The organism is Roseibium sp. 10G30-5, from assembly GCF_055809635.1.
Genome location: NZ_CM147918.1, coordinates 2,574,362 through 2,598,823 on the forward strand (window position 1 = coordinate 2,574,362; position 24,462 = coordinate 2,598,823).

Below are 24,462 nucleotides of genomic sequence, written 5' to 3' on the forward strand. Positions count from 1 at the left end.
TCTTGCGCTGCAACTATCTGGCATTCCGTGGCTATGTGGCAGGCAAAACAGGCCTGCACGCAAGACAAAAAACTGTGTAGCAGAGCGGGGCAGGTCCGCGTTCAGACAATCAATTTCAGGCTAAAAAACGGCGATAAAAGCAACGCTTCGTAAGGCTATCGCGCTTGCGTAACCGAAACCGGAGCTTTCCAGAACTGCATATCATGGAGGGTTTGCGGTGATTTCAGGGCATTGGGGCAGTGTTTTCTCAAATCTCACAGCAAAAGCGGATTCTATTTCTTGTTGATGAGGCGCCATCGTCTTAAATCCAGATCCATGACAAACGCAACAATCACCTCCACACGTCAGCCTGAGATTCAGAAGGGCGTTGTCGCTCTCGCACTGACGGCCCTCGTGCTGATCACTCTTGCTTCGAACGCTCTCGCCGGGCCACGGCAGGCGGGCGCGACATTGATCGGCGGGTTGGCCGGTCTGGCGCTCTATCACGCCAGCTTTGGCTTTACCGCGGTACTGGCGGCATCTGTTGACCGAGAAAAAGGGAACGGGTCTGCGTGCGCAGTTTGTTCTCATTCTACTCACCTCGGCGATTTCCTTCCCGCTGATTGCCTGGGGCAAGTCTTTTGGCATGCCGACAGGGGCATTCGTGTTTCCCTTTGGTGGCGCGGCGGCGGTTGGCGCGTTCATGTTCGGCCTGGGCATGCAGCTTGGTGGGGCTTGCGCATCTGGCACATTGTTCACGGCGGGGGGCGGATCGACCCGGATGATGGTGACTTTGTTTGCCTTCATCATTGGCTCTGTGCTTGGCACCGAGCATCTGTCAACCTGGAAGGAGCTGCCACAGCTTCCGGCCTATTCGCTGGTGACATCGCTCGGCCCTGTCGGCGCATTCGCGGTAACGGCCCTTGTTTTGGGTGTCATTGCGGCGGGAACGATCTTGCTTGAAAAGCGTGTCCATGGACGGGTTTTGCTCGGTCGTCCGACCGGCTCATTGCTGCAAGGTCCCTGGGCCCCGATCGTTGGCGCAGTGCTGCTGGCTATCGTTGGTATCCTGACCTTTATTGTGGTGGGGCGCCCTGGGGCATCACGTCAGGCTTCGCGCTGTGGGGTGCCAAGTGGTTTCATGCCATCGGCATTCCTGTCGAGGCCTCGGGACTACTGGAAGTATCAGAAGGATGCGATTGAGGGCAGTGTTCTCAAGGATACGACTTCGGTCATGAACTTCGGCATCATTCTCGGGGCTTTGGCCGCCGCCGGATTGGCTGGCAAATTTGCGCCGGTCTGGCGTTTGTCACAGCGCGATGTCGTAACGGCCGTTGTTGGCGGCCTGTTGATGGGCTATGGCGCACGCTTGGCATATGGCTGCAATATCGGTGCCTATCTTGGCGGACTGGTGTCTGGTTCGCTTCATGGCTGGTTGTGGCTGGTCTTCGCCTTTATCGGCAGTGTTCTGGGCACTCGCTTGCGCCTGAAGCTCGGCATGGGCTGACCTTCTGTTGATGTCATGGCAGGACGTTTGAAAAGGGGTCGGATATGTCCGGCCCCTTTTGCATGCCGGGATGTCAAAGAACGCCGATGGCCTTGCGAACGCTTTCATCCCGCAGGGAACAGTCTTGTCCCAGATAGGCGTCGCCAGCAGGCGTTGCGAGCACGAGCAATGGCACGCCCGACCCATTCCGGCGGAATATGAACGGACGGATCGAGCTGGCTGACGGGGTTGATGCCCGATGCTTTGATGTCGACCTGCATTTGGGTGGCGACGGTGCCGGGGCTGAGACCGATCACCCGCACACCTTTGTCGCGTGTTTCTTCATCGGTGCATTGTGTCAGCGCATAGACTGCGGCCTTGGAGGCGCAATAGTGGCTCCAGCCTTCCAGCGCACTGCTGGCGGCCCCCGATGAGATGTTGATGATGGTGCCGCTGCCTCGTGCGATCATATCCGGCAGCGCGGCACGGATAGCGAAATAGACGCCCTTGACGTTGATGTCGATGGCCTTGCTCCAGGCCTCTGGATCAGATGCCTCAAGCAGGCTGATGGGATCAATAACGCCGGCATTATTGACGAGGAGATCAAGACTGCCGAACATCTCCTTGGCGCGGGCGAACGCGGATTTGACCGAGGCGTTGTCCGACACGTCACAGACAATGGCCAAAGCCTTGCCACCGTCCGCTTGGATGTCCTCAGCAATGGTCTTGATGGCATCTTCGCTGCGGGCCGCGAGAACGACTGATGCTCCGAGCTTCGCCAGTACCCGCGCGGTTGCTTCGCCGATGCCGCGGCTTGCGCCGGTGATGAGGGCTGTCTTGCCACTGAAATCTGACATGGTGTCTCCCGAAAATGAAATGTGTGTTCTGGCCTAATACAAATTGGCCTGTTTGCAAATGTGCAGAGAACACGATGAGTTCTTTGGAGAGAGTGACATCTGCGCTGGTTCAACAGTTTACTGAGCGTGATGAGCATGATCTTGTTTGAATGCGTGATCGCACGCGTAGCACGGCGATTGCGGCCCAAAAAGGAGACATGATGCGTTTGGGAGACATGATGCGGGGCCTGAGAGCGGCGCTGCGCGAGCTATATAACGGCAGGTCACAGACTTCACGCACGTGGCGTGTATCTCTGATCGTTTTCGATCTTCTGACCATCATCTATTTCATCGTCACCAGCATGTCGGCAGAGGCGCATGCTTATCGCTCGGTTGACTATACTCTGGCGGTGATCATGCTGATTGATTGTAGCGCCAGATTGTTTGCCGCATCCAAACCCATGAAGGAATTGCGCACCTCGACAACCATCATTGATCTGATCGTCATTGCGTCGCTGCTGAGTCCGATTTTTATCGGCAATCTGGCTTTCTTGCGTGTGCTCAGAACGCTGCGGCTGATGCGCAGCTATCGTGTGTTGACTGAATTGCGCGGGGCCTCTTCATGGTTTCGTGGCAACGAGGAAATCGTCCAGTCCGCGCTTAATCTGTTTGTGTTCATCTTTGTTGTCACGGCGCTGGTTTTCGTACTCGAACATCACCAGAACGAGCAGATCAATACTTATCTGGATGCGTTGTATTTCACGGTTACGACCCTGACGACAACAGGCTTCGGCGACATCATCATGCATGATGCGCTTGGTCGGCTGTTGGCTGTTCTGATCATGATTTTCGGGGTCGCCCTGTTCTTACGTCTTGTGCAGGCGATATTCCGCCCAACCAAGGTTTTGGTGCCCTGTCCCGATTGCGGGCTGAAGCGGCACGATCCGGATGCAGTGCACTGCAAGCACTGCGGACGCACGCTCAACATTCCCACGGAAGGGGAATGGAGCTGAGGAGCATTTTGCGTGTGCGCGACGCGTTTCAGCGGTTCATTTTCGAGACCATGGGAAAAGTCCCAGCCGTTGAGGGCCGCGCTCATCAACTGATGGTGCTTCAGTGGTGGCGCAAGGGCAAACCCCTGAAGGATATTACAGCCCAAGGACTGGAGCAGTTCCACATGCTGCGGCGTTTCCGCGCCTTCGGCGACAATGTCCAGTTTCATCGAACGGCCCCAGTCTATCACTGCCCGCAACAGGTTGAGGCGTGGCTCGGATTCGGTGGCAGGCAGAACCATGGCGCGAGTGACCTTCAGACGACGTGGTTCGACAATCCACATGCCCAGCAGTGACGCCTGACTGGTGCCGAAATTATCGATCTCAATGTCGATGCCCATGTCGGAAATGGCATGCGTCAAATCGATGAGGCGCTTGCTTTCCCAGTCCAGATCCTGCGTTGCGTTGATCTCAAAACCCAGCCGGTTGCGCGGAATATCCTGTTCCTTGAGAAAGCTGACGAGTGATGGATTGAGCAGATGCTGCGCCGACAGATTGACGGACAAGCGGGGTTTTATATCCGCGGTTTCGTCCCAATCCTTCATGTCCCGAAGAGCGGCCTCCAAAATGACATGGTCGATGCGGTCGGTGATGCCGAGGCTCTGCGCTTCATCCAGAAAGGCGTCAGGGGTCAGTTCGCCCAAGTAGGGGTGTTGCCAGCGGGCAAGCGCTTCAACGCCGATGAAACGCAAGGTCTGAGCGTCAAATTGTGGCTGATAGGTCGGGAAAAACTCGCAGTTGTCCAGTGCTCCGAGCAGATCATCGGAGATACGGCGGCTGGCCTCCATCGCGCCTTGCAGTTCTTCTGCAAAAAAGGCAAAGCGGCCACGGCCTTCACGCTTGGCATGGTAGAGCGCAATATCAGCATTCATGGCAAGGCGTGCGGCCATGGTCAGGGAATCATCGCCTTGCACCCGGTCGGGGGAGGTCACATCAATCCCGACACTGGCCCCAACGCGACACACGTCATTGTTATAAGTGATCGGCTCGCTGACAAGGTCGATGATCTTGTTCGCCAAGTCTGCCAGCTCAGTGGGCCCCGCCGCCCCTTCGCGCAAGATCACAAATTCGTCGCCACCAATTCGCGAGAGAAAGTCATCCTCGTTGCAGACAGCCTTCAGACAGCTCGCAACATGGCGCAGGGTGTAGTCCCCTGCGGCATGACCCAGCGTGTCGTTGATGGCTTTGAAGCGGTCCAGATCGATTTGCAGGATCGCGACCTGCTGGCGATCGCCCTTGCTGGACCAGGCGTCCAGCCACTTGTCGAGATAGCGGCGATTGGCCAGGCCAGTCAGCGGATCATGAAGGCTTTCGAACTCGACCTGCTGCTTGGTCTGCTTGAGGATTTCGTTGCGTTCTTCTGTGCGCTTGCGCGCCTGTTCGAGGTCGCGTTCGCGGGCCTTGAGATCCGAGACGTCTGTGGTCACCGTCAGGAGATATTTCTCATGTCTGTCGGTATAGGCGATAGATTTGATGACCAGCCCGACTTCATCCGGGCCGCCTTTCAGTGGAGCTTCCTCGAAGCGCAAGGTCTCACCGTTTTCAAGAACTTGTCGATCATATGCGTCAAGGGTGTTGGCGAGATCTGCAGGCAAATGGCTTGAAGCGCGGTGGCCGATCAGGTCCTCCTTGGAAACACCGATGGCACTGGCACAGGGCCTCGTTGACCACGACATACTCGAGATCTTCGTTTTTGGCAGAAACCGGATGAGGGACCTGATCGAGCAGAATTTCGGAAAGTTCGGCACGATCCAGCGCTTGTTGTAGCTCTTTTTCCTTCTCCTTCAGCGACGAAACATCCTGAAACAGAGTGACCAGATAATGGGTTTCGGGCGTCGGATGTACAGTCCCCTTGCGGATCATGGCCTCCTTGACTGCGCCGTCAGGAGTTCTGAAAATGGTTTCGTCTTCCTGCCATGTGTCACTTTGGAAGGCGACAAGGTCGGAGTGTTCAACGAGCTTGGCGTAGTCTTCCGGTAGATAGTCGGCCACTTTTGCGCCAACGATGGAGGACGGGGCGTCTTTGCCAAACGACGACAGATAAGCCTGATTTGCCATCACGTAGCGCAGATTGGCGTCTTTGACGTTCACCGGCATCGCCAGTTCATCAAGAATGAGTTCAGACAGCTTTGCAGTTTCGAGGGCTTGTTCGAGTTGATCTTGCTGACGTTTGAAATGCGTGATGTCGTAATAGGTGGTCATGCGGCCGCGACCGACCTTGACGTTCGAATAGAGCATCGTCCGCCCATCGAGCGTGTCATATTCCTTGTTCATGACCCCGCCGGCGCGGGCCATGTCTTCGCGCTCGGTGACGAAGGCCTCCCAATCCGCCTCGGACATGTCGCTGCCGATGATCCCAACACCACGAGCATGTGTCAGCATGTCCCGCAGAGTCTCCTTGGTCGCAAGTTCCTCACGGCTCATCTTGTAGAATTCAAGCAGACGATCATTGATCAGCTTGATTCGCAGGTTCTCGTCCATGAACATGACCGCATGGTCGATGTGCGAGAGGACTGCTTGCAGCTCAAGCTCGTTTTGTCGCGCTGCATCGAGCTCCTGTCGCTCTGCGGTCACTTCCTGGTCATCGCGATGGGCGGAGCTGTTGGCAGTCTGAAAACGCGTGTCCTCACGCAGAATGAGGGCAATATCTTGAGCATCATGATGGAATGCGCGCACATGCAGTTTGCGGGTATCACTCAATGGCAGGAAAAACTCGACAGCGGCGCCGGATACCTTCAACCGCGTCAAAGCATCCGTAAACAACGTTGAATCGTTGAAATCAACAAGTCCGCGCTGGCCGAGAAATCGTAAGAAAGAGGAGGTGCTTTTGGGCAGGATAAGGTCATCGACCGCGATGTGCAGCAATCGCAAGGCGTGGTCGCTGGCGCTGATCACCAAACCGTTGCGGATAACAACAAGGCCAGATCCCAGTTCTTCCATTGCCTGTGACAGCAGGGATTGTGAGGGCTTTTGATGAAGCTCTTTTGCTGGTCTTGGTGTTCTGACGATCTGCATTTTTGATGCCGTCCCGAAGTCTTTTCTTCTATGATTTATCCGATAAAAATATTTAAAATATCCTTACGGTGCAATTTTCAGTATTCATAGTATTTTTAATTAGGTTATACTTTCTATTTCGCAGATGGAGGTTGTAATGGGCTTGTTGCGTATTTTAATGTGTGGCGTTTTTTCTCTCGCCTTTGCGGCCCTTTCTTTACAGGCACTCACCACAAAGACGGAGGCGGCTCCCATTCCGACTGCCTGTTTTCAAGATGTTCCCTGCACGGTGAAGGAGGGAGATTACTATGTCTATAACGCTCCTGAGGTTTTACGCCCGTCCGGCATGATCATTTTCCTTCACGGACATGGTGGTAAAGCGCGTTCAATCATCGACAATACCGCGTTACAGGCGCTTTCGAAGCAGCTCAACGTTGTCATGGTTGCGCCTCAGGGGCTGGGGGGCGATTGGTCGTTTCCTGCAGCACCGCGTCATCAACGTGACGAAGGCGCTTTCTTTGCGAAGATCCGCAGTCAGGTGGAAGCGCGGTTCCATGTGCCTGCCGGTCATACGCTGCTGGGGGGCTTTTCTTCCGGGGCGTTCATGGTCTGGTATCAGGCTTGTAAAACACCAACCGGCTTTGCCGGGTTTGCAGCAATCTCAGGGGCTTTCTGGGTGCCTGTTCCCAAGTCCTGTGCGCCGGGCGCGCCCTATTTGTATCATCTTCACGGTACGAATGATCATGTGGTCCCTTTGGCAGGGCGTCCGTTGATGGGGGGCAAGTATCGACAGGCAGATGTCTTCGACAGCACTGGATGTATGGCGTCGCCAGCTTGGTCTTCTCTCGACAAAGCCAAAGCGTTTTGAGATGGTTGGTTTGAAGTGCCGTCGCTGGACGCCGAAAAATGGCCTGCTTGAGTTTTGCTTGCATGAGGGTGGCCATGAGCAGCGTCTGGGCTGGCTGGCGACAAGCTGGCTGGATCTGTCCAGGCAAAAGGGGTGGGCATTGCCTGCCCGATAACAGGCAGTGTGCCGGATTGTTCCGGGTGACTGGAAATTGACCTTGATAACTGCGCTGAAACGCCGCGAAGGGCCGAGCCACGCTTGACCATATGCGCCTTGAGCCGTTCTTGTGAAGCGCAACAAGGGGAGTGTGGTGGTGTCTGAAACCTTTGATGTGCGTGGAGCTTTGTCTGGCCTTAAAGTGCTGGACTTGTCCCGGATCCTTGCCGGGCCGACTGCGACACAGGTGTTGGGCGATCTTGGGGCTGATGTCATCAAGATCGAACGGCCCAAGCGCGGGGATGACACCCGCAGTTGGGGGCCGCCTTTTTGAAGGACAAAGGTGGTCAGGATACGACGGAGAGCGCTTACTATCTGTCGGCCAACCGGAACAAGTCGTCGCTTGCCGTTGATCTGACCCAGCCGCGCGGTCAGGACATCATCCGTCAACTCGCCACAGGATCCGACATCCTGGTGGAGAATTTCAAAGTTGGTGATCTGAAGCGGCGTGGTCTCGACTACGACACTTTACGTCAGGACAATCCGGGACTGATTTATTGTTCGATCACCGGGTTTGGCCAGACAGGGCCGTATGCTTCGCGAGCAGGCTATGATTTCCTCATTCAGGCCATGGGCGGTATCATGTCGCTGACTGGCTTTGCGGATGAGGAAGGCGGTTCGGAAACCAAGGTTGGAGTGGGCATCGCCGATGTCATGTGCGGCATGTATGCGACCATCGCCATTCTTGCAGCGTTGAACCACCGCAACGAGACGGGCGAGGGTCAGCATATCGATATCTCGCTGTTTGATGCGCAAGTGTCGTGGTTGATCAATCAGGGTGTAGGCTATCTGGTTTCGGGCGAGGTGCCGCCTCGGCGCGGCAATGGCCATCCAACGATTGTGCCTTATGAAACGTTCCCGGCAAGCGATATGTCGTTTGTGCTGGCCGTTGGCAATGACGACCAATTCCGAAAGTTCTGCGCGGTTGCCGGGGCTCTGCCTCTTGCGGATGACATTCGTTTTGCGCGCAATGCCGACCGCGTGCGCAATCGGCAGGAGTTGGTGCCTCTGATCCGACGGCTGACCATCGAGCGCTCTGCGTCCGAGTGGATTTCGGCACTGGAAGCTGTTGGTGTGCCGTGTGGTCCGGTCAATGATCTCGCAGCGGTCTTTGCTGATCCGCAGGTGGTCCAGCGCGGCATGCGCATCTCGATGTCGCATACGCAGGCGGGCATGGTGGATTTGATTGGGTCGCCAATCAAGATGAGCCGCACGCCAGTCAGCTATCGTCAGGCCCCGCCGAGGCGTGGTGAGCATGGCTATGACATTTTGCGGGCACGCTTGGGGTTAAGTGACGCCGATGTGCGGGCCTTGATCGACGAGGGCGTGCTTGATCCGGGAGACGCGTCACCGGGACCGCAGGAGAGCGACGCTGCCAATGATCTTGAGACAAAAGCCAATTTGACCGGGGAGACATCGACACGATGACACGTGGAGCCGATATTATTGCTGCCAAGCTGCACGCTGCGGGATGTCGTCACGCATTCGGAATTACAGGCGGCGAAGTTTTGGCGCTCATGGATGGGCTGGACAAGGCTGGCCTGCGCTTTGTGTTGGTGAAACATGAAAATGCCGGAGGCTTCATGGCGGAAGGCGGCTGGCATGCCAATGGTGCGCCGGGTGTTCTCCTGTCAACGCTTGGTCCCGGTGTTGCCAACGCCGTTAATGTGGTTGCCAACGCATGGCAGGATCGGGTGCCGCTGATCTTTCTGACCGGTTGTATTGAGACCGGTGACGCAGAGACCTATACGCATCAGGTCTTTGATCACCAGCAACTCTTGCGTCCCATCGTCAAGGCGAGCTTTTCAGCGCGGCTGGGGGCGCTGGATGTCATGATGGACAAGGCCATAGCGCTGGCGCTGGATGGGCAGCCGGGGCCTGTCCACATTGATGTACCGATCCGTGTGGCGGAGAGTGAGACGGGTGAAAGCCTGGCGGCAGAGGTCAACCTCCGGGGCAGCTCGGCTGGCGCCGGCAGCCAGGAGATGTGGGCCTTGCCGAGGCTTGCGCGCTGTTTGCCAAGGCACAGCGACCCATCGCTATCATGGGCGTTGATGCGCTCAATGAAGCGTGTGCCAAGGAGCTGACGGCGTTTTGCTATCGTTTTTCAGTGCCATTGGTGACCACCTACAAGGCCAAGGGTATGGTTGACGAAACGGATCCGTTGGCGCTGGGCGGGGCAGGGTTGTCTCCCAAGGCGGATGCTGCCTTGCTGCCACTCATCCAGCAAAGCGATTGTATATTGCTGTTGGGCTATGATCCGATCGAAATGCGCGCCAATTGGCGTAATCCTTGGCCAGATGATGCGCCGGTGATTGATATTGCGCCGGTGCTACGGACCCATGGGATGCATTCGGCACGTATCTCCCTGCGCAGCCATGTGGCTCCGGTGCTGGAGCATTTGTTTCAAGCCCGTTCACCAGATCTTGCGTCCTGGCCTGAGAGAGAGCCGGCAGACACACGGCTAGCGTTGTCGGCTGCCTTCGCAAGAGGCGACGAGGCTTGGGGCGCGGCGACCTGTTTCCATGTCCTGCGTGAGGTGTTGCCGCAGGAGACAATTGCCACAGCTGACAGCGGCGCGCATCGTATTCTGTTGTCCCAGATATGGGCATGTGCTGCGCCGCGTGGGCTGTTGCAGTCTTCGGCGTTATGCACCATGGGGTGTGCTCTGCCGTTGGCAATGGGATATGCACTTGTCGGGACGACGGCTGCCCCGGTCATCGCTTTTGTCGGCGATGCAGGCCTTGAGATGTGTTTGGGCGAACTTTCAACCCTTCGCGATCTTGGGCTTCCTGTCATTATCTGTGTGGTGGTGGACCAGTCCCTGTCGTTGATTGAAATGAAGCAACAAGCCCTCAATTTGCCGAAACTCGGTGTGCGTTTTGAGGTAACTGATTTCCCCGCAGTGGCGCGTGCTTATGGTGGACACGGCGTCTGGATCGAGGACGAGGCAACTCTGCGAGAGGAAGCGCACGCCGCTTTGTCCCGTGACGGCTTCACACTGCTGGCCTGTCGCGTGTCCTCCGACACCTACGCCCAACGCTTTTGAGTGTGAGCCTCTTGAGAGGGCCCCTGGTGTTGGCTCCATCCATTGAGCGGGTGCAGGTCCTGCTGTGTAGGATAGAGAATCAAATTGAGCGCGAGTGGCGTTGCGTTTGGCTGAAGCAGGCCTGTTCAGCGCAGCAAGATATAGGCCTTCAAAATACTTCGCTTGATTCTGCACCCTGTTAAAGCTGGCGAGTCCGTTTTGCACGAAGACTCTCCTTGATATTGTTATATCCGCTAATGATTTTGCATTTTTGCAGTCGTGTTAAATTGGTTTTCATTGATCTCAAGTGTTAATAAGATAATAATATGCATTTTTACTTTCATAATGAATGTAATTATAAATTCTTTTCTGAAAAAAATAACTGAAAACACCTATTAGTTCTTTAAGCCTGTGATTCTAAAAAGTATTTTATACTGATAATAAAATCTTTCGAGGCCTTGAAATTTGTTCGTTTAGCAATTGTTAACAATTTCAGATTCAAACATTAGATCAGATTAAAGCTTGAGTGCTTCTTGTGATTTGTGATGGATGATTTGGATCTGAACAAATGAAAAAAAGCGACATTGTAAAAAATACAGATCAGGAATTTTTTTTACTTCCGGATATTTGCGACTTGTCTGCTGCATCCAAGCTGCATCCAGCTCTGATCGAACGGCTTGCTGCGGATGAAGTGGTGATTGATGCGAGCCAGGTGGACCGGTTGGGAACAGCGGTCGCGCAAATTTTGGTCGCTCTCTCCCATGATCTGGAAAGCGACAATCGCCAGATCCGATTTACCAGCATGTCCGAGAATTTTCGCCAGGGCTTTACCGATCTGGGATTGGAAGCCTGTGTTCAAAGTTGGGATGCGTAAAAATGGCCAAACGTGCATTGACCGTTGATGACAGCAAGACCATGCGAGACATGGTGGCTTTTACCTTGAAGGGGGCTGGCTTCGAGGTTCTGGAGGCTGAGGATGGCGTGCATGCGCTGTCTGTCGTCAAGGGACAGACGGTCGACGTTGTCATTACGGACATCAACATGCCGAACATGGATGGTGTCACGCTGGTTCGGGAACTGCGCGCCAAGCCTGAGTTCAAGTCGACGCCCATCCTGATCCTCACCACAGAAGGTGGCGACGACAAAAAAGCCAGCGGCAAGGCCGCCGGGGCGACTGGTTGGATCGTCAAGCCCTTCGTTCCTGAAAAATTACTTTCGGTTGTCAACAAGGTCTGCCCCTGACCGCTCTGCCCTGAACACGTCGAACAAGATGGATTGCAAGCATGAGCAGTGACACATCCTCTGGATCGGATTTCGACCGCTTCAAGGTGACCTTTTTTGAAGAATGCAACGAGATCCTTGCCGATCTCGAGGTACATCTGACCCAGTTGCAAGACGAGCCGCTGGACAGTGAAGGTCTCAATGCAGTCTTCCGCGCGGCTCACTCGATCAAGGCTGGCGCAGGCGCATTTGGCTTCACTGAACTCGTCAAATTCACACACGCCTATGAAGCCTTGCTGGACAAGATGCGCGACGGCGATATCGAGCAGACGCAGGCGGTCTCGGATGTTCTGATCCGAGGTGGAGACGTCCTGGCTGAACTGGTGACTGCCGCGCAAGAAGGACGCGAGGTCTCAGAAACATTCGGCGACGACGTGCTGTTGCAGATCAAGGATTTGCTCGGCCTTGAAAGTAACACTGAGAAGAACCCGGTTCCGGCGGTCGATCAGACTGTCAGGAGTGACGCTGGTGATCCCGTTTCATCGGAAAACATCTGGAAGATCCGTCTAAAGCCCAATTCCGATCTTTTCAAGAATGCGACCGAGCCTTTGCTGCTTATCCGGGAGATGCGCGGACTTGGCGACTTGCAGGCCACCTGCCACACCGAGCTTCTGCCTGCGGTGCGCAGCATGGATCCGGAAGTGGCTTATTTCACGTGGACTTTCCTTTTGAAAGGCGACTGCACGCGGGACCGGGTCGAAGAGGTGTTCGAGTTTGTCGACGATGAATGCGAGATCGTCATAGAGCCAGTGACAGATGCGAAACCCTCTGTGCCGGAGGTTGCAGCAGACCTGGAGGGCGAGGTGATGCCACCGTCTTTGCGGGACACTCACTGGACCAGCAGTGAGTGCCGCGGGACCAAACACTGGCCCCGCGCCCGTCGGGTCTGCATTGGAGGCATCGGATCTCAAGGCCGTTACTGCGCCAAAAGCCAAGCCCGCAGCAGCCTCCTCAATCCGTGTCGAACTGACGCGCATCGACCGGTTGGTCAATACAGTCGGTGAATTGGTGATCACCCAGGCCATGCTGGCGCAAGAGTTGGCGGAAATCGGCAACACTGCAGAACACGCGCCGGTGACGGGCATGGAAGGACTCGCATCCCTGACTCGCGAGTTGCAGGAATGCGTCATGGCCATTCGGATGCAGCCTGTGAAGTCCGTTTTTACCCGCATGCCACGGCTTGTGCGTGATCTGTCCGCCAAGCTGGGCAAGAAAATCAATTTACGCATGTCGGGAGAGCAGACCGAGGTCGACAAGACGATCATTGAAGAGCTGGCCGATCCGCTGACGCATATGATCCGCAATTCCATTGATCATGGGCTTGAGAAACCGGAGGACCGGCTTAAGGCGGGCAAGTCCGAAATGGGAACGATTGATCTTTCGGCGGCGAACCTTGGTGGCAATATCGTCATTTCTATTAGTGACGACGGGGCTGGCGTGAACCGCAAGAAGGTGCTCGCCAAAGCGCTTGAGAAGGGCATTGTGCCATCAGGTGCAAGCTTGAGCGATCAGGAGATTGACGACCTGATCTTTGCGCCTGGTTTCTCCACGGCAGATGCAGTCACGGATATCTCCGGGCGCGGCGTCGGCATGGATGTGGTGCGGAGAAACATTGTCAGCCTGGGCGGACGGATCCAGATCCAATCGGAACCGGGGCGCGGCACAAAATTCAATCTGCTGATCCCGCTGACGCTGGCAGTTCTTGACGGGATGATCGTTGCTGTCGGTTCGCAGCGCTACATTTTGCCAATCACCAGCATCGTCGAAAGTCTGCGACCAGAACGCAAACAGCTACGCTTTCTCGATGACCACACGCAACTCGTCAACATCCGCGGCGAATTCATCCGCATTGTCCATCTGTCCGACCTGTTTCACGTCGGTGATGCGGTCAAGGACCCGGCGAAAGGCCTGGTTGTGCTGGTGGATGTTGCCGGGGGAGAGCGGGTTGGCATTGTTGTCGACGAACTGATTGGCCAGCAACAAATCGTCATCAAGAGCCTGAACGACAATTTCGACCCTATCCCGGGCATTTCAGGCGCAACCATCCTGGGCAATGGCAAGGTCGCGTTGATCCTGGATATTGAACAGCTATCGGGCATGAAAAGCCCGACGCCTTTGCGTCGACTGCAGGCGCAGGCGACAGACCTTCCATCCATCGTTGCAGCCGAGTGAAAGATCAGAGGTCCTGACAATGCAGACAAGCACCATGTCTTCTTCGGCGGATCCTAGGCCGCCCATGCACCATGCAGACGATGGGGGAAGGGTCGTGAACTCGCCAACCATGTGCCAGTTCATCAGCTTTCGTCTGGGGGAAGACGAATACGCCATCGACATCATGTCCGTTCGGGAGATCAAGGGCTGGACGGATACGACCCCCTTGCCCAATCAACCGGCGCATGTGCTGGGGGTCTTGAACTTGCGCGGCGCAATCGTTCCGATTCTGGATTTGCGCAGCCGGTTCGGACTTGGAATGACCCAAACGACGCCGATGCATGTCGTCATCATCGTCAATGTCGCCGAGCGAACGTTCGGCATTCTGGTTGATGCGGTCTCGGATATCCTGACCGTCGAGCCCGGTGAGATCAAGGGCGTGCCCGAAGGGGATCGGATCCCCGGCGAGGACTATCTGTCGGGCATCATCAGCGCTGACCACGGCATGGTCGTCGTTCTCGCCCTTACTCAACTCTTTCAAGCCAAGCTCTGAAACACTTTTGACGTTCCGGCACAGAAGGTGACACGGACAGGAGACCCAGATGAAATCGAATGATTCCAAGATTGAAGGAATGGCGCCACGGGCGGGTGGCATGACCATCTCGACCAAGGTGAGTGCCGTATCGGTCTTGCTCATCGTCACGATGTTGGTGGTCGGTGCGCTGGCCTATTACAATTATTCGCGTTCCTCAACGGCCTTCAACCGAATGAAGACGGCTGCAGAAACGGAAGTCGAAGTGGCACATCTGGATCAGGACTATCTGCATTTCGTGACGGATGTTCGTGAATATTTGCTGGATCCGCGTAGCACCGACGGACGCAAGATTGAAACCCGCTTGATCGGTATCGACACCGCTGTCGAAAAGATCAAGGCGGAAGCGCCAAGCCGCTACACTCCGCCGCTCACCAGTCTGGGCAACAATATCAGCGCGTTTCATACGCGCTTTGAGGAGGCGCGTAAAACCAAACAGGCGCAGCGCGCCCTGATCACCAAGACCTTGCCTGAAGCTGATGGCAAGTTGTGGCAAGCCCTTGATGGTCTTGATCAGGCAACTCGCTATGACGCGGCAACGACAGATGCCGCGCAGGTGCGAGCGCTGAAAGATCACTTCTTCACTGGGGAGCAATTGTCAGCCAAGCTCTTGGCCAATCTGGACGAATCCATGCTGGAAAAGGCCAGTACAGGCTTACGCGAAGGCTGAAGTCCTGCTCTCCAGCCTATCCTCGTCGGATAACTCCAATGTATCGGGAATGGCGGCGTCAGTCGCCGGTCAGCTGTCTGCCCACTTTGCCGACTACACGCAGGCAGCAAAGTTGAGCGAGGAGTTGCGCAGCACACTGGATGGCGACTTCATCACCTTGAATGACGCGATCGAAACGGATTTCAAACAGCTGTTCGATCAGTTTACGGCAGATTCTGAAAACGCGGCACATGCTGGCGAAGCTGTTACCACCACATCGCTCTACGTCAATATGGGAGCCGCCATTGTTGCTCTGGCGATCTCGATCTTCTTCGCAATGATGATCCGCAATGGCGTCGCCAAGCGGTTGAAGATCATCTCCGATGTGACGACAGATGTGGCACATGGCAACCTCAATGCTGAAGTGCCCTATCTGACGGTTGGAGATGAAATCGGCGATCTGGCTCGCGAACTGGAAGGCTTCCGACAGGCTGCCGTCAAATCCGATGATGCCTTGGTCGTCAGCACCCGGATCAAGGTCGCCCTTGATAATTGTTCCACTTGCGTTGTGCTGGCGAACCGTCAGGGCGAAATCTCCTACCTGAATGACGCCATGCTGCAAATGCTGGAAGCCGCGGAAGGCGACATGCGCAAGGAGTTGCCAGGGTTCAATCCGGGCCGACTGCTTGGCGCGCGCGTCGACAGTCTGATCAAGGATCCATCGCAGCAGCGCGCTGTTCTTGAACAACTTTCTTCCACCTACGCGACGACACTTCATATCGGCGGACGTGAGTTTGGTCTCGTCGCCAATCCGGTGATGAACGATCAGGGAGAATACCTCGGCACGGTTCTGGAATGGGTCGACAATACCGAAGAGCGTCGCATCGAGCGCGAGATCGCTGATCTGGTGACCGAGGCGTCCAGCGGTAACTTGCGCGCATCCCTGCCGCTGGAAGGAAAATCCGGCTTCATGCTTCGGCTGAGCGAGATCCATGAACACGCTCTGCGCCACGACTGCCAATGCGCTGGATGAAGTCAGTAGCAATCTGACCCGCCTGTCGCAGGGGGACCTTTCGGTGCGCATCACCACCGATTATTCGGGCATGTTCAATGACCTGAAAACCAGCCTGAACGAGACGGCGGAGCGTCTGTCGGATATTGTCGGCGAAGTTGCCTCCGGTGCGAGGGAAGTCAGCAACGCATCGGCTGAGATCACGTCGGGAACCACCGACTTGTCACAGCGGACCGAGCAGCAGGCCTCCAATCTGGAAGAAACCTCCGCTTCGATGGAAGAGATGGCGGCGACGATTCGCCAAAATGCAGAGAACGCCCAACAGGCAGACCAGCTTGTCGCCAGCGCCAATCAGGTGGCCAGCGAAGGGGGCAGCGTTGTCTCCCGTGCGGTGCAAGCCATGGGACGCATCGAATCTTCGTCGCAGAAGATCTCCGATATCATCGGGGTTATTGATGAAATTGCCTTCCAGACCAACCTTCTGGCCCTGAATGCGGCAGTGGAAGCCGCCCGGGCAGGTGATGCTGGCAAGGGTTTTGCGGTTGTCGCATCTGAAGTGCGCTCCCTAGGCACAAAGATCATCGGAAGCGGCCAAGGACATCAAGGAGCTGATCGTCGAGAGCGGATCGCAGGTGACGGATGGCGTCGAACTCGTCAACAACACGGGCGAAACGCTGGCAGACATCGTTAGCTCCGTGAAGCGCGTCGCGGATATTGTCTCTGAGATTGCGGCTGCCAGCCGTCAGCAGGCTACCGGTGTTGAAGAAATCAACCGTGCCGTCAGCCAGATGGATCAGATGACGCAGCAGAACTCTTCGCTGGTCGAGGAAAATGCGGCAGCGTGCCGGATGCTGCAAAGCCAGTGCTGAAAACATGACGACACGGATGGCATTCTTCAAGATCGATGCGACCACCGCACGACAGGCCGAGCCGCGTTCATCGGTCCGCGCGGCAGAGTATCAACGGCCCAAGGTGGCAGCAGTCGGGGGACGCAGCGGCGGCGGATATGCCGCAGCACCAGCGCCGCGCGGCGCGGTTGCCTTGCAGGAAAATCTCTCCAATGCCTTCCATCATGATGATGACTGGAAAGAGTTCTGATCTGCTTCCTTTGGTCCCGCGCCGTCGTCTTTCCGGCGGCGCGGGAACCATCTCTTGTAGAAAGTTGAGGAATGTTAGCAGAGTTGCATCACAAGCCGGAGCGGGAGTTTCACTTCAAGAAGAAGGAGTTCTCCTATCTCGCCAAACTCGTTTACGAACGGGCTGGCATTGTTCTGGCGGATCACAAGCAGAACATGGTCTATTCCCGGTTGGCGCGACGTCTGCGCGAACTGGGCCTCGACAATTTTGAAGACTATTGCAAACGGCTGGAAGGTCGCGGGCCGGAGATCGAAGCGGAAGTAGGCTTGTTGATCAACGCGATCACCACAAACCTGACGCGCTTCTTTCGTGAGGAACATCATTTTGAGCATCTGAGCCAGACGCTGCGCCGCCTGTTCCACAGTGCGCCACGCAACACACGCGTGCGTCTGTGGTCGGCAGGGTGCTCTTCGGGCGAAGAGCCGTATTCCATGGCGATGACCGTGGCCGAATGCTTGCCTCGTCACCAAGGACCTTGATCTGCGCATTCTGGCAACAGACCTCGATACCTCAATGGTGCGTAAGGGACGCGACGGGGTCTATCCTTTGAAGGATGTCGAGGATTTCGCTGCCCAAAACCGGACTCGCTGGTATCGCAAACATGGCGCAGATACAGTCGAGATGCGTGAAGAACTCAAACGTCAGATCACGTTCAAGCAGTTGAATCTGATGGAAGGCTGGCCAATGCGTGGCCGGTTCGATGTCATCTTCTGTCGGAATGTCATGATCTATTTCGACAATCCGACGAAGGAGCGCTTGTTCCAGCGTTTCTACGACTGCCTCGCTCCCTCCGGATTTCTCTACATCGGCCATTCGGAAAGCTACCTCGATCAGCGAGGCCTCTTTGTTTCCATGGGCAAGACAATCTATCAAAAGGTAGGCGAGTGATGGTGGCATTGAGCACATCTCCAATGGCCGCACCAGCAGGGTGTTCTGTCCAGATGCCGGTTCCGCGTACGCCAATGGGGTATTCGACTGACAATATCCGTGTCTTGCCGGGAGAGGCATGTACGTCAGCGAATGATGACTCGATCCTGGTCACCGTTCTGGGGTCCTGCGTCTCGGCTTGCATCCGCGATCCTGTGACGGGGTTTGGTGGCATGAACCATTTCATGTTGCCGGAAGCCCGCCTTCAGCCGAATGACCCTGTCGATGCCTCTCTGCGCTATGGCAACTACGCCATGGAAGCGCTGATCAACATGATCATGCGCAGCAGTCTGTGCCCGCGCAGCCAGCTTGAAGTGAAGGTGTTTGGCGGCTCTGATCTGGGGTTTCATTCCGGCATGCAGGTCGGCAAGCGCAACTGTGAGTTCATCCTGCGGTACTTGCAGGAAGAAGGTCTGAAACTGCGCGCCAATGATCTGGGCGGAAATCACCCGCGTCGCATCCACTACCACCCGAAAACGGGCGTTGTGCATCAGATTTATATCCGCACCGAAGCAAGCCAACGCATCAAGCTGGCAGAACGCGCCTATGCCGACCAGATTGCCAAGCCGGATGATGAGGGTGGCTCTGTCGAGCTGTTTTGAGAAATTGCAAGGGAAGAGGCCATGCACCGCAGGATCAAGGTTCTTATCGTCGACGACAGCGCACTCGTTCGCCAGCTTCTGACGGACATGCTGGCGTCGGATGGACAGATCGATGTTGTCGGCGCGGCCTCGGATCCGATGTTCGCGCGTAAGATGATCAAGGAGCTCAATCCGGATGTCATTACGCTTGATGTGGAGATGCCACGCATGGATGGGCTGAACTTTCTCGACAAGATCATGACCTTGCGGCCCATGCCTGTGGTCATGGTGTCGTCCCTGACGCAGAAAGGGGCCGAAGTGGCCTTTCGGGCGATGGAGTTGGGAGCGGTGGAGATTGTTGCCAAGCCCATGGCCGACCTGAAGGAAAGCTTCTCAGGAATGCGGGCCGAAATCATTTCCAAGGTCAAGGCGGCCGCCATGAGCAAGGTCTATCAGAGAAACAAGGCACCGGCAGCGCCGAATGTACCGGCTGGAAATTCAAGCATCCAGTACAGGACAACGGAGAAAATCATCTGCATTGGCGCATCAACTGGCGGTGTGGACGCGATTACCCAGATTTTGCGGGCGCTGCCGGGCGACTGCCCTGCCATCGCCATGGCGCAGCATATGCCGGTGGGCTTCACGGCCAAATTCGCCGCGCGGCTTGATGCCTGTTGCGCAATGCGTGTTCAGGAAGCGCAAGGGGGCGAGCGGCTGATGCCGGGGCATGTCTATCTGGCACCAGGAGACCGGCACATGACCGTCGAGCGCTCAGGTGCAAATTACATTTGCCGTGTGGCGGGAAGTCAACCCGTCAGCGGGCATTGTCCCTCCGTTGACGTCCTGTTCAACTCTGTCGCGCATAATGTGGGCGTAAACGCAATAGGTGTGCTTCTCACCGGCATGGGGCGTGATGGAGCCGAAGGGCTTCGGGCAATCCGCGAAAAAGGGGGGCGACACTTGGCTAAGGACGAGGCCTCTTCCATTGTCTATGGAATGCCACGCGCGGCTTTTGAATTGGGCGCAGTTCAGGAACAGGTGTCATTGGGCCGGTTCCCGCAGAAGATTCTCGAAACATGCTCCAAAGGGGGCAAACAGGCCATTCGTATCTGACGATTGGCAATGAGCTGTCATATCCATGCGCCCTCATGAGTGGTGCACGTCGGATCGTCGATCAAGGGTGAGTGCAAGGGGCTTTGCAAAAGTAATGAGTGGGCAAGCAGACATGTCGATGAGAGCAGATGTTCAGGTCGAAGACGATCTGACACGGGACTTCGATGAAGCCGAAGCTGATGCACAGTATCTCGATCATGACGAAACCGGAGATCAGGTGAACGACGTCACATCGACGGAGATGGAGCCAGAGGTTGAAGCGGAGGACGCCGCTCCCTCAGAGCCTGTGGGTGGCGGAGAGTTTCCCAAGGATCCTCTCGTGCGGCTGACCGAACTGGACAAGGTTCAGGACAAGGCTCTGCGCTTTCTTATCTCCGAAATCATGGACGTCTCAGATTACGTCGAGCGCAGTACAACCGCGCTAACCGATCGTTTTCGGGATCTCGCGGCAGCGTCGCGCGAACAGACCGGCGTGTCACAGCAGATGGCGCAGGATGTTCAAAACGTCGAGGTGGACGGTGAGAAAATCCCGACCGAGCGGATCGCCAGCGATCTGAAGAACACGATGGAAGACTTCTTCAAGAAGGTGGTCTTCCTGTCTTCCCGCGGGATGAAGATTTCCTACACGCTGGATGACATCTTCAAGGTGCTTGAAGCGATGCAGGAAAGCATCAATGAAATTGAACGCATCAACAAGCAGACGAACCTTCTGGCCCTGAATGCCAAGATTGAAGCCGCCCGTGCTGGTGAGGCTGGCAAAGGGTTTGCTGTTGTCGCCGATGAGGTCCGCCAGCTTGCCGTCTCTGTGAACGAGCTCTCGATGGACCTGCGCAGCCAGACCAGCCGGGTGCAAGGGGGGCTGGACAGTGGTTATGCGATCATCAAGGAGATTGCCACGGTTGATGTGTCGGAAGAAAACGTCAATGCGCACAGTCGGCTGAAGATGATGACGGATGGGTTTGTGCAGCAGAGCGAAGCGTTGAGCCAGTCGTTGCAGAAGAGCAGTGAGGTCAGTCAGACGATGGAAAGCCAGATTGGCGCGTCCATCGTTGAGATGCAGTTTCAGGATCGCTCCAAACAACGCCTTGAAGGTGTGTGTGACGCTATCTTGCAAATGCTGGCAGCGTCCAGCGCCTACAAGCCGCAAGGGTTGGATGTTCACTCTGCGGAAGCACAACAATTGCGCCAGGCGATTGCCACCGAAATCGCGGGGATCTTCAAACTGGGAGACCTCAAGACGGCCTTTCAGAAGGAATTCGGTCTTGAAGTCACCGCAGCGACGACCACAAAGGCGGCCGCTGATGATGATGACGACGACATCGAGTTGTTCTGAGGGCGTGCTGTAAAAGGGGCAGGCGCGATGGTTGCAATGTGCTGGAGCATTCTGGGGAATTGAGAGACATGAATATTCAGACTGAACTGAAAGATGGCCATCTGATCGCCGCTTTGAGTGGCGAGTTTCGATATGCTGACAACGGTGTCTTTCGAGATTTGCTCGACGATGCGGTTGCGCGCGAAGTCAAGGCTCTTGTGCTGGATCTGCATGAGCTGAAGGCGATCGATTCTGCCGGGCTGGGAATGTTGGTGATTGCCGCGGATACCGGGCGCGTCAACGGGATGGAAATCACATTGCGTAAGCCTGTCGGGCATGTTGCTAAGGTGCTTGACTTGTCGCGGTTCGACAAAGTCATGACCGTCGAAAACTAGGATCCGACAGCATGGTGAGCTCTGCACTTCGCACGGTCGATTACACTGCACAGCCTCACGTCATTGACCACGAGATCCTCGAGTATGAGCGTCTTCTGGACGCGCGCATCCTGTTGGTCGAAGACAGTGGCATGATGCGCAAGACGACCAATGCCATTCTCAAAAATTTCGGATTTCGGGATCTCAAGTTTGCCGAGGATGGTGATACAGGTATTGCCATCGCGCGGGACTGGAACCCGGAGCTGATCATCACGGATCTGTTCATGCCGGTGAAAACCGGCTTTGATGTTTGCCGGGAACTGCGGGAGACACCAGAGTTTAGGGAAACGCCAATCATCGTCATGACCACAGCAGACACGCCGTCGTTGCGCGGTGATGTATTTGATGCTGGGGCCAGTGATCTCATCACCAAGCCGATCAATGCCCGCGAGTTCCTCCGTCGCACCTGTCTGCATCTTGAACGCTTGCGGCTGGTGCAAAGGTTGCGGTTGTATCGCCAGCAGATGCGGGAAGAACTGAATGCTGCCAAGATCATGCAGCTTGAGCTTTTGCCAGCAGCAGAAGAGATTCAGGCCTTTGAAGCTGCTTTTCCGGTTCGGTTCGCGTGGTACAGCCAACCATGCGAATTTCTTGCGGGCGATATATGGGGCATTGAGCCGGTGGACGACAAGCGCTTCCGCATGTGGAGCGCGGATTTCACCGGTCACGGTGTCAAATCAGCACTCAATACCTTTCGTCTGAACACATTTTTGCGCACCAACAGTTCAAGCGATTTCGAGGACCTGTCGGTCTGGGTGTCATCCCTTAATGACTTTTTGTATGATTGTCTTCCTGTCGGGCAGTTCGCGACCTTCTTGTGTTGCGAGTTCGATTTTCAGTCAAACAGTGTCCGGTTGGTTTCCGCTGGTGCACCCGAGCCTGTCATCCAAGGGTATGGGCCGACCGAATTGGTTGACCTGAGTGGTCTGCCGCTCGGCATCATGAAATCCGTGACCTATGAAAGCGTCGAACGGCCATTTGCGGCTGGGTCTGTGCTGTTTGCCTATAGTGATGCCATGGTGGAAACCCCCAGCCTTGATCAACCCAGTTTCCCGGCTGGGCAGTTGCCCGAGACGATCGATGGTCTGATTGATCTGCCGCTGGCGAAACGGCCAGGCGCCCTTTATCAGAAGCTGATCGACAAGGCCCCCGACGGTCTTGAAGACGATCTGACGATGATCTTTCTGGAACATGTTGCACCTCCCTTGCAGGCGGTACGTCTGCGTGAGGAAGACCACGATCTGGACACGTGGGCCGAGGAGGAAGGCAGGATCACACCGCTGCGTGTCTATGATGATGCAGACGATGTTGTGGTCGAGGATTTTGTTGCCCGCACCATGGAGGATGCGCGGCTCCTGAGCGAAGAACTCAGCATCCGCTACCCGGATCCGGACCGCGTGCGAACGGGGTTGTGGGAATTGCTCGCGAACGCTGTCGAACATGGTAATCTTGGCATCACCTTCGAGCAAAAGAGCGAGCTCTTGCAGCAGGGCATTCTCGAAGAGGAAATCGAGCGGCGTCTGGAAAATCCGAAATATCAATCGCGGTTGGTGCGGGTTCATCTGGTCCGGGAAACTGCCGGGATCCGTTTGAGCATTCGAGACGAAGGCGACGGGTTTGATTACGCGTTTTTCATTCAGGGCGAGATGAGCATCGATCTGCCCAATGGCCGGGGTATCATTCTAGCCAAGAAACTCAGTTTCGATGAAATGACCTATTTGGGATCCGGCAATTGCGTTGAAACTTTTGTCGAGGAAGAATGGGCCTGACGTCGCGGTCCTGCGGCTTGTGAATGGGCGTAGGGCTGGGTTGTAATATCAAGCGTACCAAAATCCGGCTCGTGACGCTGGACCCCGGACCGCAGACATCTTAAAAGCCGTGCAGGCTGGCCTTTCGATCAAGGGCAGCCGGGCGGATTTTAAGAGGAAAATAGAATGCAGGTTTGTGCCAAGAAGGCGGATGTGCGCGACCACGTCGCAGCATTCCGAGCCGATGGTCACAAAGTCGCGCTGGTCCCGACCATGGGCTATCTGCATGCGGGGCATGTCAGCCTTGTACGCAAGGCGGCGTCGGTCGCCGACAAAGTGGTGGTGTCCATCTTTGTCAATCCGACCCAGTTCGGTGCCAATGAGGATCTCGACAGCTACCCCCGCGATGAAGCGCGAGATTTGGCGTTGTTGAAGGAGGCCGGGGTGTCTCTGGTCTTTCTTCCCAACGTTGATGAGATGTACAGCGGGGGGAGCACCTTCATTGATGTGCCTGAGCTGGGTGGTGTGTTGCAGGGAGCTTTGCGTCCGGGCCATTTTCGTGGCGTAGCGACAGTTGTTTCCAAGCTTTTCAACATCGTGCAGCCGCAGTTTGCTGTTTTTGGCGAAAAGGACTTTCAGCAACTGGCCGTCGTTCGCCAGATGGTGCGGGATCTCGATTTTCCTATTCAGATCATTGGCAGCCCGACACTGCGCGAAGCCGATGGTTTGGCAATGTCATCGCGAAACGTCCGGCTGTCGGCAGCGGCCCGAGCGCAGGCTGCGATCTTGAATCGTGCGCTTGAGAAGGCACGAGATCAGGCGCAAGCTCATCCGAATGTTGCGATCGCTGATCTGCAAACCACACTAAGGACAGAGCTTGCGCGCGCCGATCTCGGTCAGGTTGAAAGCGTCGACATCCTTGATCCACTCCATTTGACGCCACTTGAGGCCACGCTTCAGGGACAGGCCGTTGTTTTGCTGGCGGTGCGCTTTGGATCGGTTCTTTTGATTGATGAAAAAATCATTGGCGGGCCGAGTTGAGCGATTTTGCGCGAGCAAGCTGAGATTTATGAATAGCTCGACTTGA

Annotated in this window: 25 protein-coding genes and 2 pseudogenes; 24 read left to right on the top strand and 3 right to left on the bottom strand. The window is 55.8% G+C overall.

What is annotated here, in order from left to right; translation table 11 throughout:
* Positions 1-523: 523 nt before the first annotated feature.
* On the top strand, positions 524-1,486 hold the full coding sequence (locus AC0L7U_RS13025; RefSeq protein ID WP_473691250.1) for a YeeE/YedE family protein: 963 nt from the start codon (positions 524-526) through the stop codon (positions 1,484-1,486).
* A gap of 104 nt (positions 1,487-1,590) precedes the next feature.
* Here AC0L7U_RS13025 and AC0L7U_RS13030 read toward each other — a convergent pair whose 3' ends face one another.
* On the bottom strand, positions 1,591-2,322 hold the full coding sequence (locus tag AC0L7U_RS13030; protein WP_473691252.1) for an SDR family oxidoreductase: 732 nt from the start codon (positions 2,320-2,322) through the stop codon (positions 1,591-1,593).
* Positions 2,323-2,663: 341 nt separating this feature from the next.
* On the opposite strand from AC0L7U_RS13030, the gene AC0L7U_RS13035 reads away from it, so the two are divergent.
* Positions 2,664-3,314, top strand: coding sequence for a potassium channel family protein (locus AC0L7U_RS13035; protein ID WP_473695816.1), 651 nt, complete (start codon positions 2,664-2,666; stop codon positions 3,312-3,314).
* 164 nt (positions 3,315-3,478) lie between these two features.
* On the opposite strand, the pseudogene AC0L7U_RS13040 reads toward AC0L7U_RS13035, so the two are convergent.
* Both AC0L7U_RS13040 and AC0L7U_RS13045 read right to left on the bottom strand, forming a co-directional pair.
* Positions 3,479-5,029, bottom strand: a pseudogene (locus tag AC0L7U_RS13040) (putative bifunctional diguanylate cyclase/phosphodiesterase); the annotation flags it as partial.
* Positions 4,920-6,368 (bottom strand): PAS-domain containing protein, encoded by a 1,449-nt coding sequence (locus tag AC0L7U_RS13045; protein ID WP_473691253.1) that lies wholly within the window; start codon positions 6,366-6,368, stop codon positions 4,920-4,922. The pseudogene AC0L7U_RS13040 and the gene AC0L7U_RS13045, both read right to left, overlap by 110 nt.
* A 136-nt stretch (positions 6,369-6,504) precedes the next feature.
* Between AC0L7U_RS13045 and AC0L7U_RS13050 the strand changes: the two genes are divergently transcribed.
* From AC0L7U_RS13050 to panC, 22 genes and pseudogenes are all read left to right on the top strand, one after another.
* Positions 6,505-7,215, top strand: a complete 711-nt coding sequence (locus AC0L7U_RS13050; RefSeq protein ID WP_473691255.1) for a CE1 family esterase — start codon at positions 6,505-6,507, stop codon at positions 7,213-7,215.
* 310 nt (positions 7,216-7,525) lie between these two features.
* A pseudogene (locus AC0L7U_RS13055) lies at positions 7,526-8,838 on the top strand (CaiB/BaiF CoA transferase family protein).
* Entirely contained in the window at positions 8,835-9,497 is a 663-nt protein-coding gene (locus AC0L7U_RS13060; protein ID WP_473691257.1) for a thiamine pyrophosphate-binding protein, read from the top strand. Before AC0L7U_RS13055 ends, AC0L7U_RS13060 begins: the two are co-directional and overlap by 4 nt.
* A complete protein-coding gene (locus AC0L7U_RS13065; protein ID WP_473691259.1) occupies positions 9,398-10,459 on the top strand; it encodes a thiamine pyrophosphate-binding protein in 1,062 nt (353 codons plus the stop codon). Before AC0L7U_RS13060 ends, AC0L7U_RS13065 begins: the two co-directional genes overlap by 100 nt.
* A gap of 547 nt (positions 10,460-11,006) precedes the next feature.
* Positions 11,007-11,312, top strand: a complete 306-nt coding sequence (locus tag AC0L7U_RS13070; protein WP_473691261.1) for an STAS domain-containing protein — start codon at positions 11,007-11,009, stop codon at positions 11,310-11,312.
* 2 nt (positions 11,313-11,314) lie between these two features.
* On the top strand, positions 11,315-11,680 hold the full coding sequence (locus AC0L7U_RS13075; RefSeq protein ID WP_473691263.1) for a response regulator: 366 nt from the start codon (positions 11,315-11,317) through the stop codon (positions 11,678-11,680).
* A 41-nt stretch (positions 11,681-11,721) separates the two neighbouring features.
* Positions 11,722-12,723 (top strand): Hpt domain-containing protein, encoded by a 1,002-nt coding sequence (locus AC0L7U_RS13080; protein ID WP_473691265.1) that lies wholly within the window; start codon positions 11,722-11,724, stop codon positions 12,721-12,723.
* Entirely contained in the window at positions 12,611-13,891 is a 1,281-nt protein-coding gene (locus AC0L7U_RS13085; protein WP_473691267.1) for a chemotaxis protein CheA, read from the top strand. The genes AC0L7U_RS13080 and AC0L7U_RS13085 overlap by 113 nt, the downstream gene beginning before the upstream one ends.
* Positions 13,892-13,985: 94 nt before the next feature.
* On the top strand, positions 13,986-14,423 hold the full coding sequence (locus tag AC0L7U_RS13090; protein WP_473691269.1) for a chemotaxis protein CheW: 438 nt from the start codon (positions 13,986-13,988) through the stop codon (positions 14,421-14,423).
* Between the two features lie 49 nt (positions 14,424-14,472).
* Positions 14,473-15,132, top strand: a complete 660-nt coding sequence (locus tag AC0L7U_RS13095) for a hypothetical protein (protein ID WP_473691271.1) — start codon at positions 14,473-14,475, stop codon at positions 15,130-15,132.
* Positions 15,133-15,181: 49 nt separating this feature from the next.
* On the top strand, positions 15,182-16,144 hold the full coding sequence (locus AC0L7U_RS13100; protein WP_473691273.1) for a HAMP domain-containing protein: 963 nt from the start codon (positions 15,182-15,184) through the stop codon (positions 16,142-16,144).
* Positions 16,104-16,814 carry a methyl-accepting chemotaxis protein gene (locus AC0L7U_RS13105; RefSeq protein ID WP_473691275.1) on the top strand — a complete coding sequence of 237 codons (711 nt, stop codon included), beginning with the start codon at positions 16,104-16,106 and terminating at the stop codon, positions 16,812-16,814. Before AC0L7U_RS13100 ends, AC0L7U_RS13105 begins: the two co-directional genes overlap by 41 nt.
* Positions 16,735-16,992: a methyl-accepting chemotaxis protein gene (locus tag AC0L7U_RS13110; protein ID WP_473695818.1), complete on the top strand. Its 258-nt coding sequence runs from the start codon at positions 16,735-16,737 to the stop codon at positions 16,990-16,992. Before AC0L7U_RS13105 ends, AC0L7U_RS13110 begins: the two co-directional genes overlap by 80 nt.
* Positions 16,993-17,008: 16 nt before the next feature.
* A complete protein-coding gene (locus tag AC0L7U_RS13115; protein WP_473691277.1) occupies positions 17,009-17,221 on the top strand; it encodes a hypothetical protein in 213 nt (70 codons plus the stop codon).
* 71 nt (positions 17,222-17,292) lie between these two features.
* The gene (locus AC0L7U_RS13120; RefSeq protein ID WP_473691279.1) at positions 17,293-17,739 is read left to right on the top strand and encodes a CheR family methyltransferase; all 447 of its coding nucleotides are present in this window, start codon (positions 17,293-17,295) and stop codon (positions 17,737-17,739) included.
* A gap of 34 nt (positions 17,740-17,773) precedes the next feature.
* Positions 17,774-18,148, top strand: a complete 375-nt coding sequence (locus AC0L7U_RS13125; protein ID WP_473691281.1) for a CheR family methyltransferase — start codon at positions 17,774-17,776, stop codon at positions 18,146-18,148.
* A 23-nt stretch (positions 18,149-18,171) separates the two neighbouring features.
* Complete coding sequence (locus AC0L7U_RS13130) at positions 18,172-18,789, top strand: chemoreceptor glutamine deamidase CheD (RefSeq protein WP_473691282.1); 618 nt, start codon at positions 18,172-18,174, stop codon at positions 18,787-18,789.
* Between the two features lie 21 nt (positions 18,790-18,810).
* A complete protein-coding gene (locus tag AC0L7U_RS13135) occupies positions 18,811-19,881 on the top strand; it encodes a protein-glutamate methylesterase/protein-glutamine glutaminase (protein WP_473691284.1) in 1,071 nt (356 codons plus the stop codon).
* A 112-nt stretch (positions 19,882-19,993) separates the two neighbouring features.
* The gene (locus AC0L7U_RS13140) at positions 19,994-21,214 is read left to right on the top strand and encodes a methyl-accepting chemotaxis protein (protein WP_473691286.1); all 1,221 of its coding nucleotides are present in this window, start codon (positions 19,994-19,996) and stop codon (positions 21,212-21,214) included.
* 68 nt (positions 21,215-21,282) lie between these two features.
* On the top strand, positions 21,283-21,588 hold the full coding sequence (locus AC0L7U_RS13145) for an STAS domain-containing protein (RefSeq protein ID WP_473691288.1): 306 nt from the start codon (positions 21,283-21,285) through the stop codon (positions 21,586-21,588).
* Between the two features lie 11 nt (positions 21,589-21,599).
* Positions 21,600-23,396, top strand: coding sequence for an ATP-binding SpoIIE family protein phosphatase (locus AC0L7U_RS13150; protein ID WP_473691290.1), 1,797 nt, complete (start codon positions 21,600-21,602; stop codon positions 23,394-23,396).
* Between the two features lie 165 nt (positions 23,397-23,561).
* Positions 23,562-24,416, top strand: coding sequence for a pantoate--beta-alanine ligase (gene panC / locus AC0L7U_RS13155; protein ID WP_473691292.1), 855 nt, complete (start codon positions 23,562-23,564; stop codon positions 24,414-24,416).
* The last annotated feature ends 46 nt before the right edge of the window (positions 24,417-24,462 follow it).

Bases quoted from the DNA above. Each gene is read 5' to 3' on its own strand.
- AC0L7U_RS13145 (WP_473691288.1), top strand. From the start codon at position 21,283: ATGAATATTCAGACTGAACTGAAAGATGGCCATCTGATCGCCGCTTTG.
- AC0L7U_RS13070 (WP_473691261.1), top strand. From the start codon at position 11,007: ATGAAAAAAAGCGACATTGTAAAAAATACAGATCAGGAATTTTTTTTA.
- AC0L7U_RS13135 (WP_473691284.1), top strand. From the start codon at position 18,811: ATGCACCGCAGGATCAAGGTTCTTATCGTCGACGACAGCGCACTCGTT.
- AC0L7U_RS13105 (WP_473691275.1), top strand. From the start codon at position 16,104: ATGAACACGCTCTGCGCCACGACTGCCAATGCGCTGGATGAAGTCAGT.
- AC0L7U_RS13035 (WP_473695816.1), top strand. From the start codon at position 2,664: ATGTCGGCAGAGGCGCATGCTTATCGCTCGGTTGACTATACTCTGGCG.
- AC0L7U_RS13115 (WP_473691277.1), top strand. From the start codon at position 17,009: ATGGCATTCTTCAAGATCGATGCGACCACCGCACGACAGGCCGAGCCG.
- AC0L7U_RS13060 (WP_473691257.1), top strand. From the start codon at position 8,835: ATGACACGTGGAGCCGATATTATTGCTGCCAAGCTGCACGCTGCGGGA.
- AC0L7U_RS13120 (WP_473691279.1), top strand. From the start codon at position 17,293: ATGTTAGCAGAGTTGCATCACAAGCCGGAGCGGGAGTTTCACTTCAAG.
- AC0L7U_RS13080 (WP_473691265.1), top strand. From the start codon at position 11,722: ATGAGCAGTGACACATCCTCTGGATCGGATTTCGACCGCTTCAAGGTG.
- AC0L7U_RS13140 (WP_473691286.1), top strand. From the start codon at position 19,994: ATGTCGATGAGAGCAGATGTTCAGGTCGAAGACGATCTGACACGGGAC.
- AC0L7U_RS13075 (WP_473691263.1), top strand. From the start codon at position 11,315: ATGGCCAAACGTGCATTGACCGTTGATGACAGCAAGACCATGCGAGAC.
- AC0L7U_RS13130 (WP_473691282.1), top strand. From the start codon at position 18,172: ATGGCCGCACCAGCAGGGTGTTCTGTCCAGATGCCGGTTCCGCGTACG.
- AC0L7U_RS13125 (WP_473691281.1), top strand. From the start codon at position 17,774: ATGGTGCGTAAGGGACGCGACGGGGTCTATCCTTTGAAGGATGTCGAG.
- AC0L7U_RS13030 (WP_473691252.1), bottom strand. From the start codon at position 2,322: ATGTCAGATTTCAGTGGCAAGACAGCCCTCATCACCGGCGCAAGCCGC.
- AC0L7U_RS13100 (WP_473691273.1), top strand. From the start codon at position 15,182: ATGGCGGCGTCAGTCGCCGGTCAGCTGTCTGCCCACTTTGCCGACTAC.
- AC0L7U_RS13150 (WP_473691290.1), top strand. From the start codon at position 21,600: ATGGTGAGCTCTGCACTTCGCACGGTCGATTACACTGCACAGCCTCAC.
- AC0L7U_RS13050 (WP_473691255.1), top strand. From the start codon at position 6,505: ATGGGCTTGTTGCGTATTTTAATGTGTGGCGTTTTTTCTCTCGCCTTT.
- AC0L7U_RS13045 (WP_473691253.1), bottom strand. From the start codon at position 6,368: ATGCAGATCGTCAGAACACCAAGACCAGCAAAAGAGCTTCATCAAAAG.
- panC (WP_473691292.1), top strand. From the start codon at position 23,562: ATGCAGGTTTGTGCCAAGAAGGCGGATGTGCGCGACCACGTCGCAGCA.
- AC0L7U_RS13095 (WP_473691271.1), top strand. From the start codon at position 14,473: ATGAAATCGAATGATTCCAAGATTGAAGGAATGGCGCCACGGGCGGGT.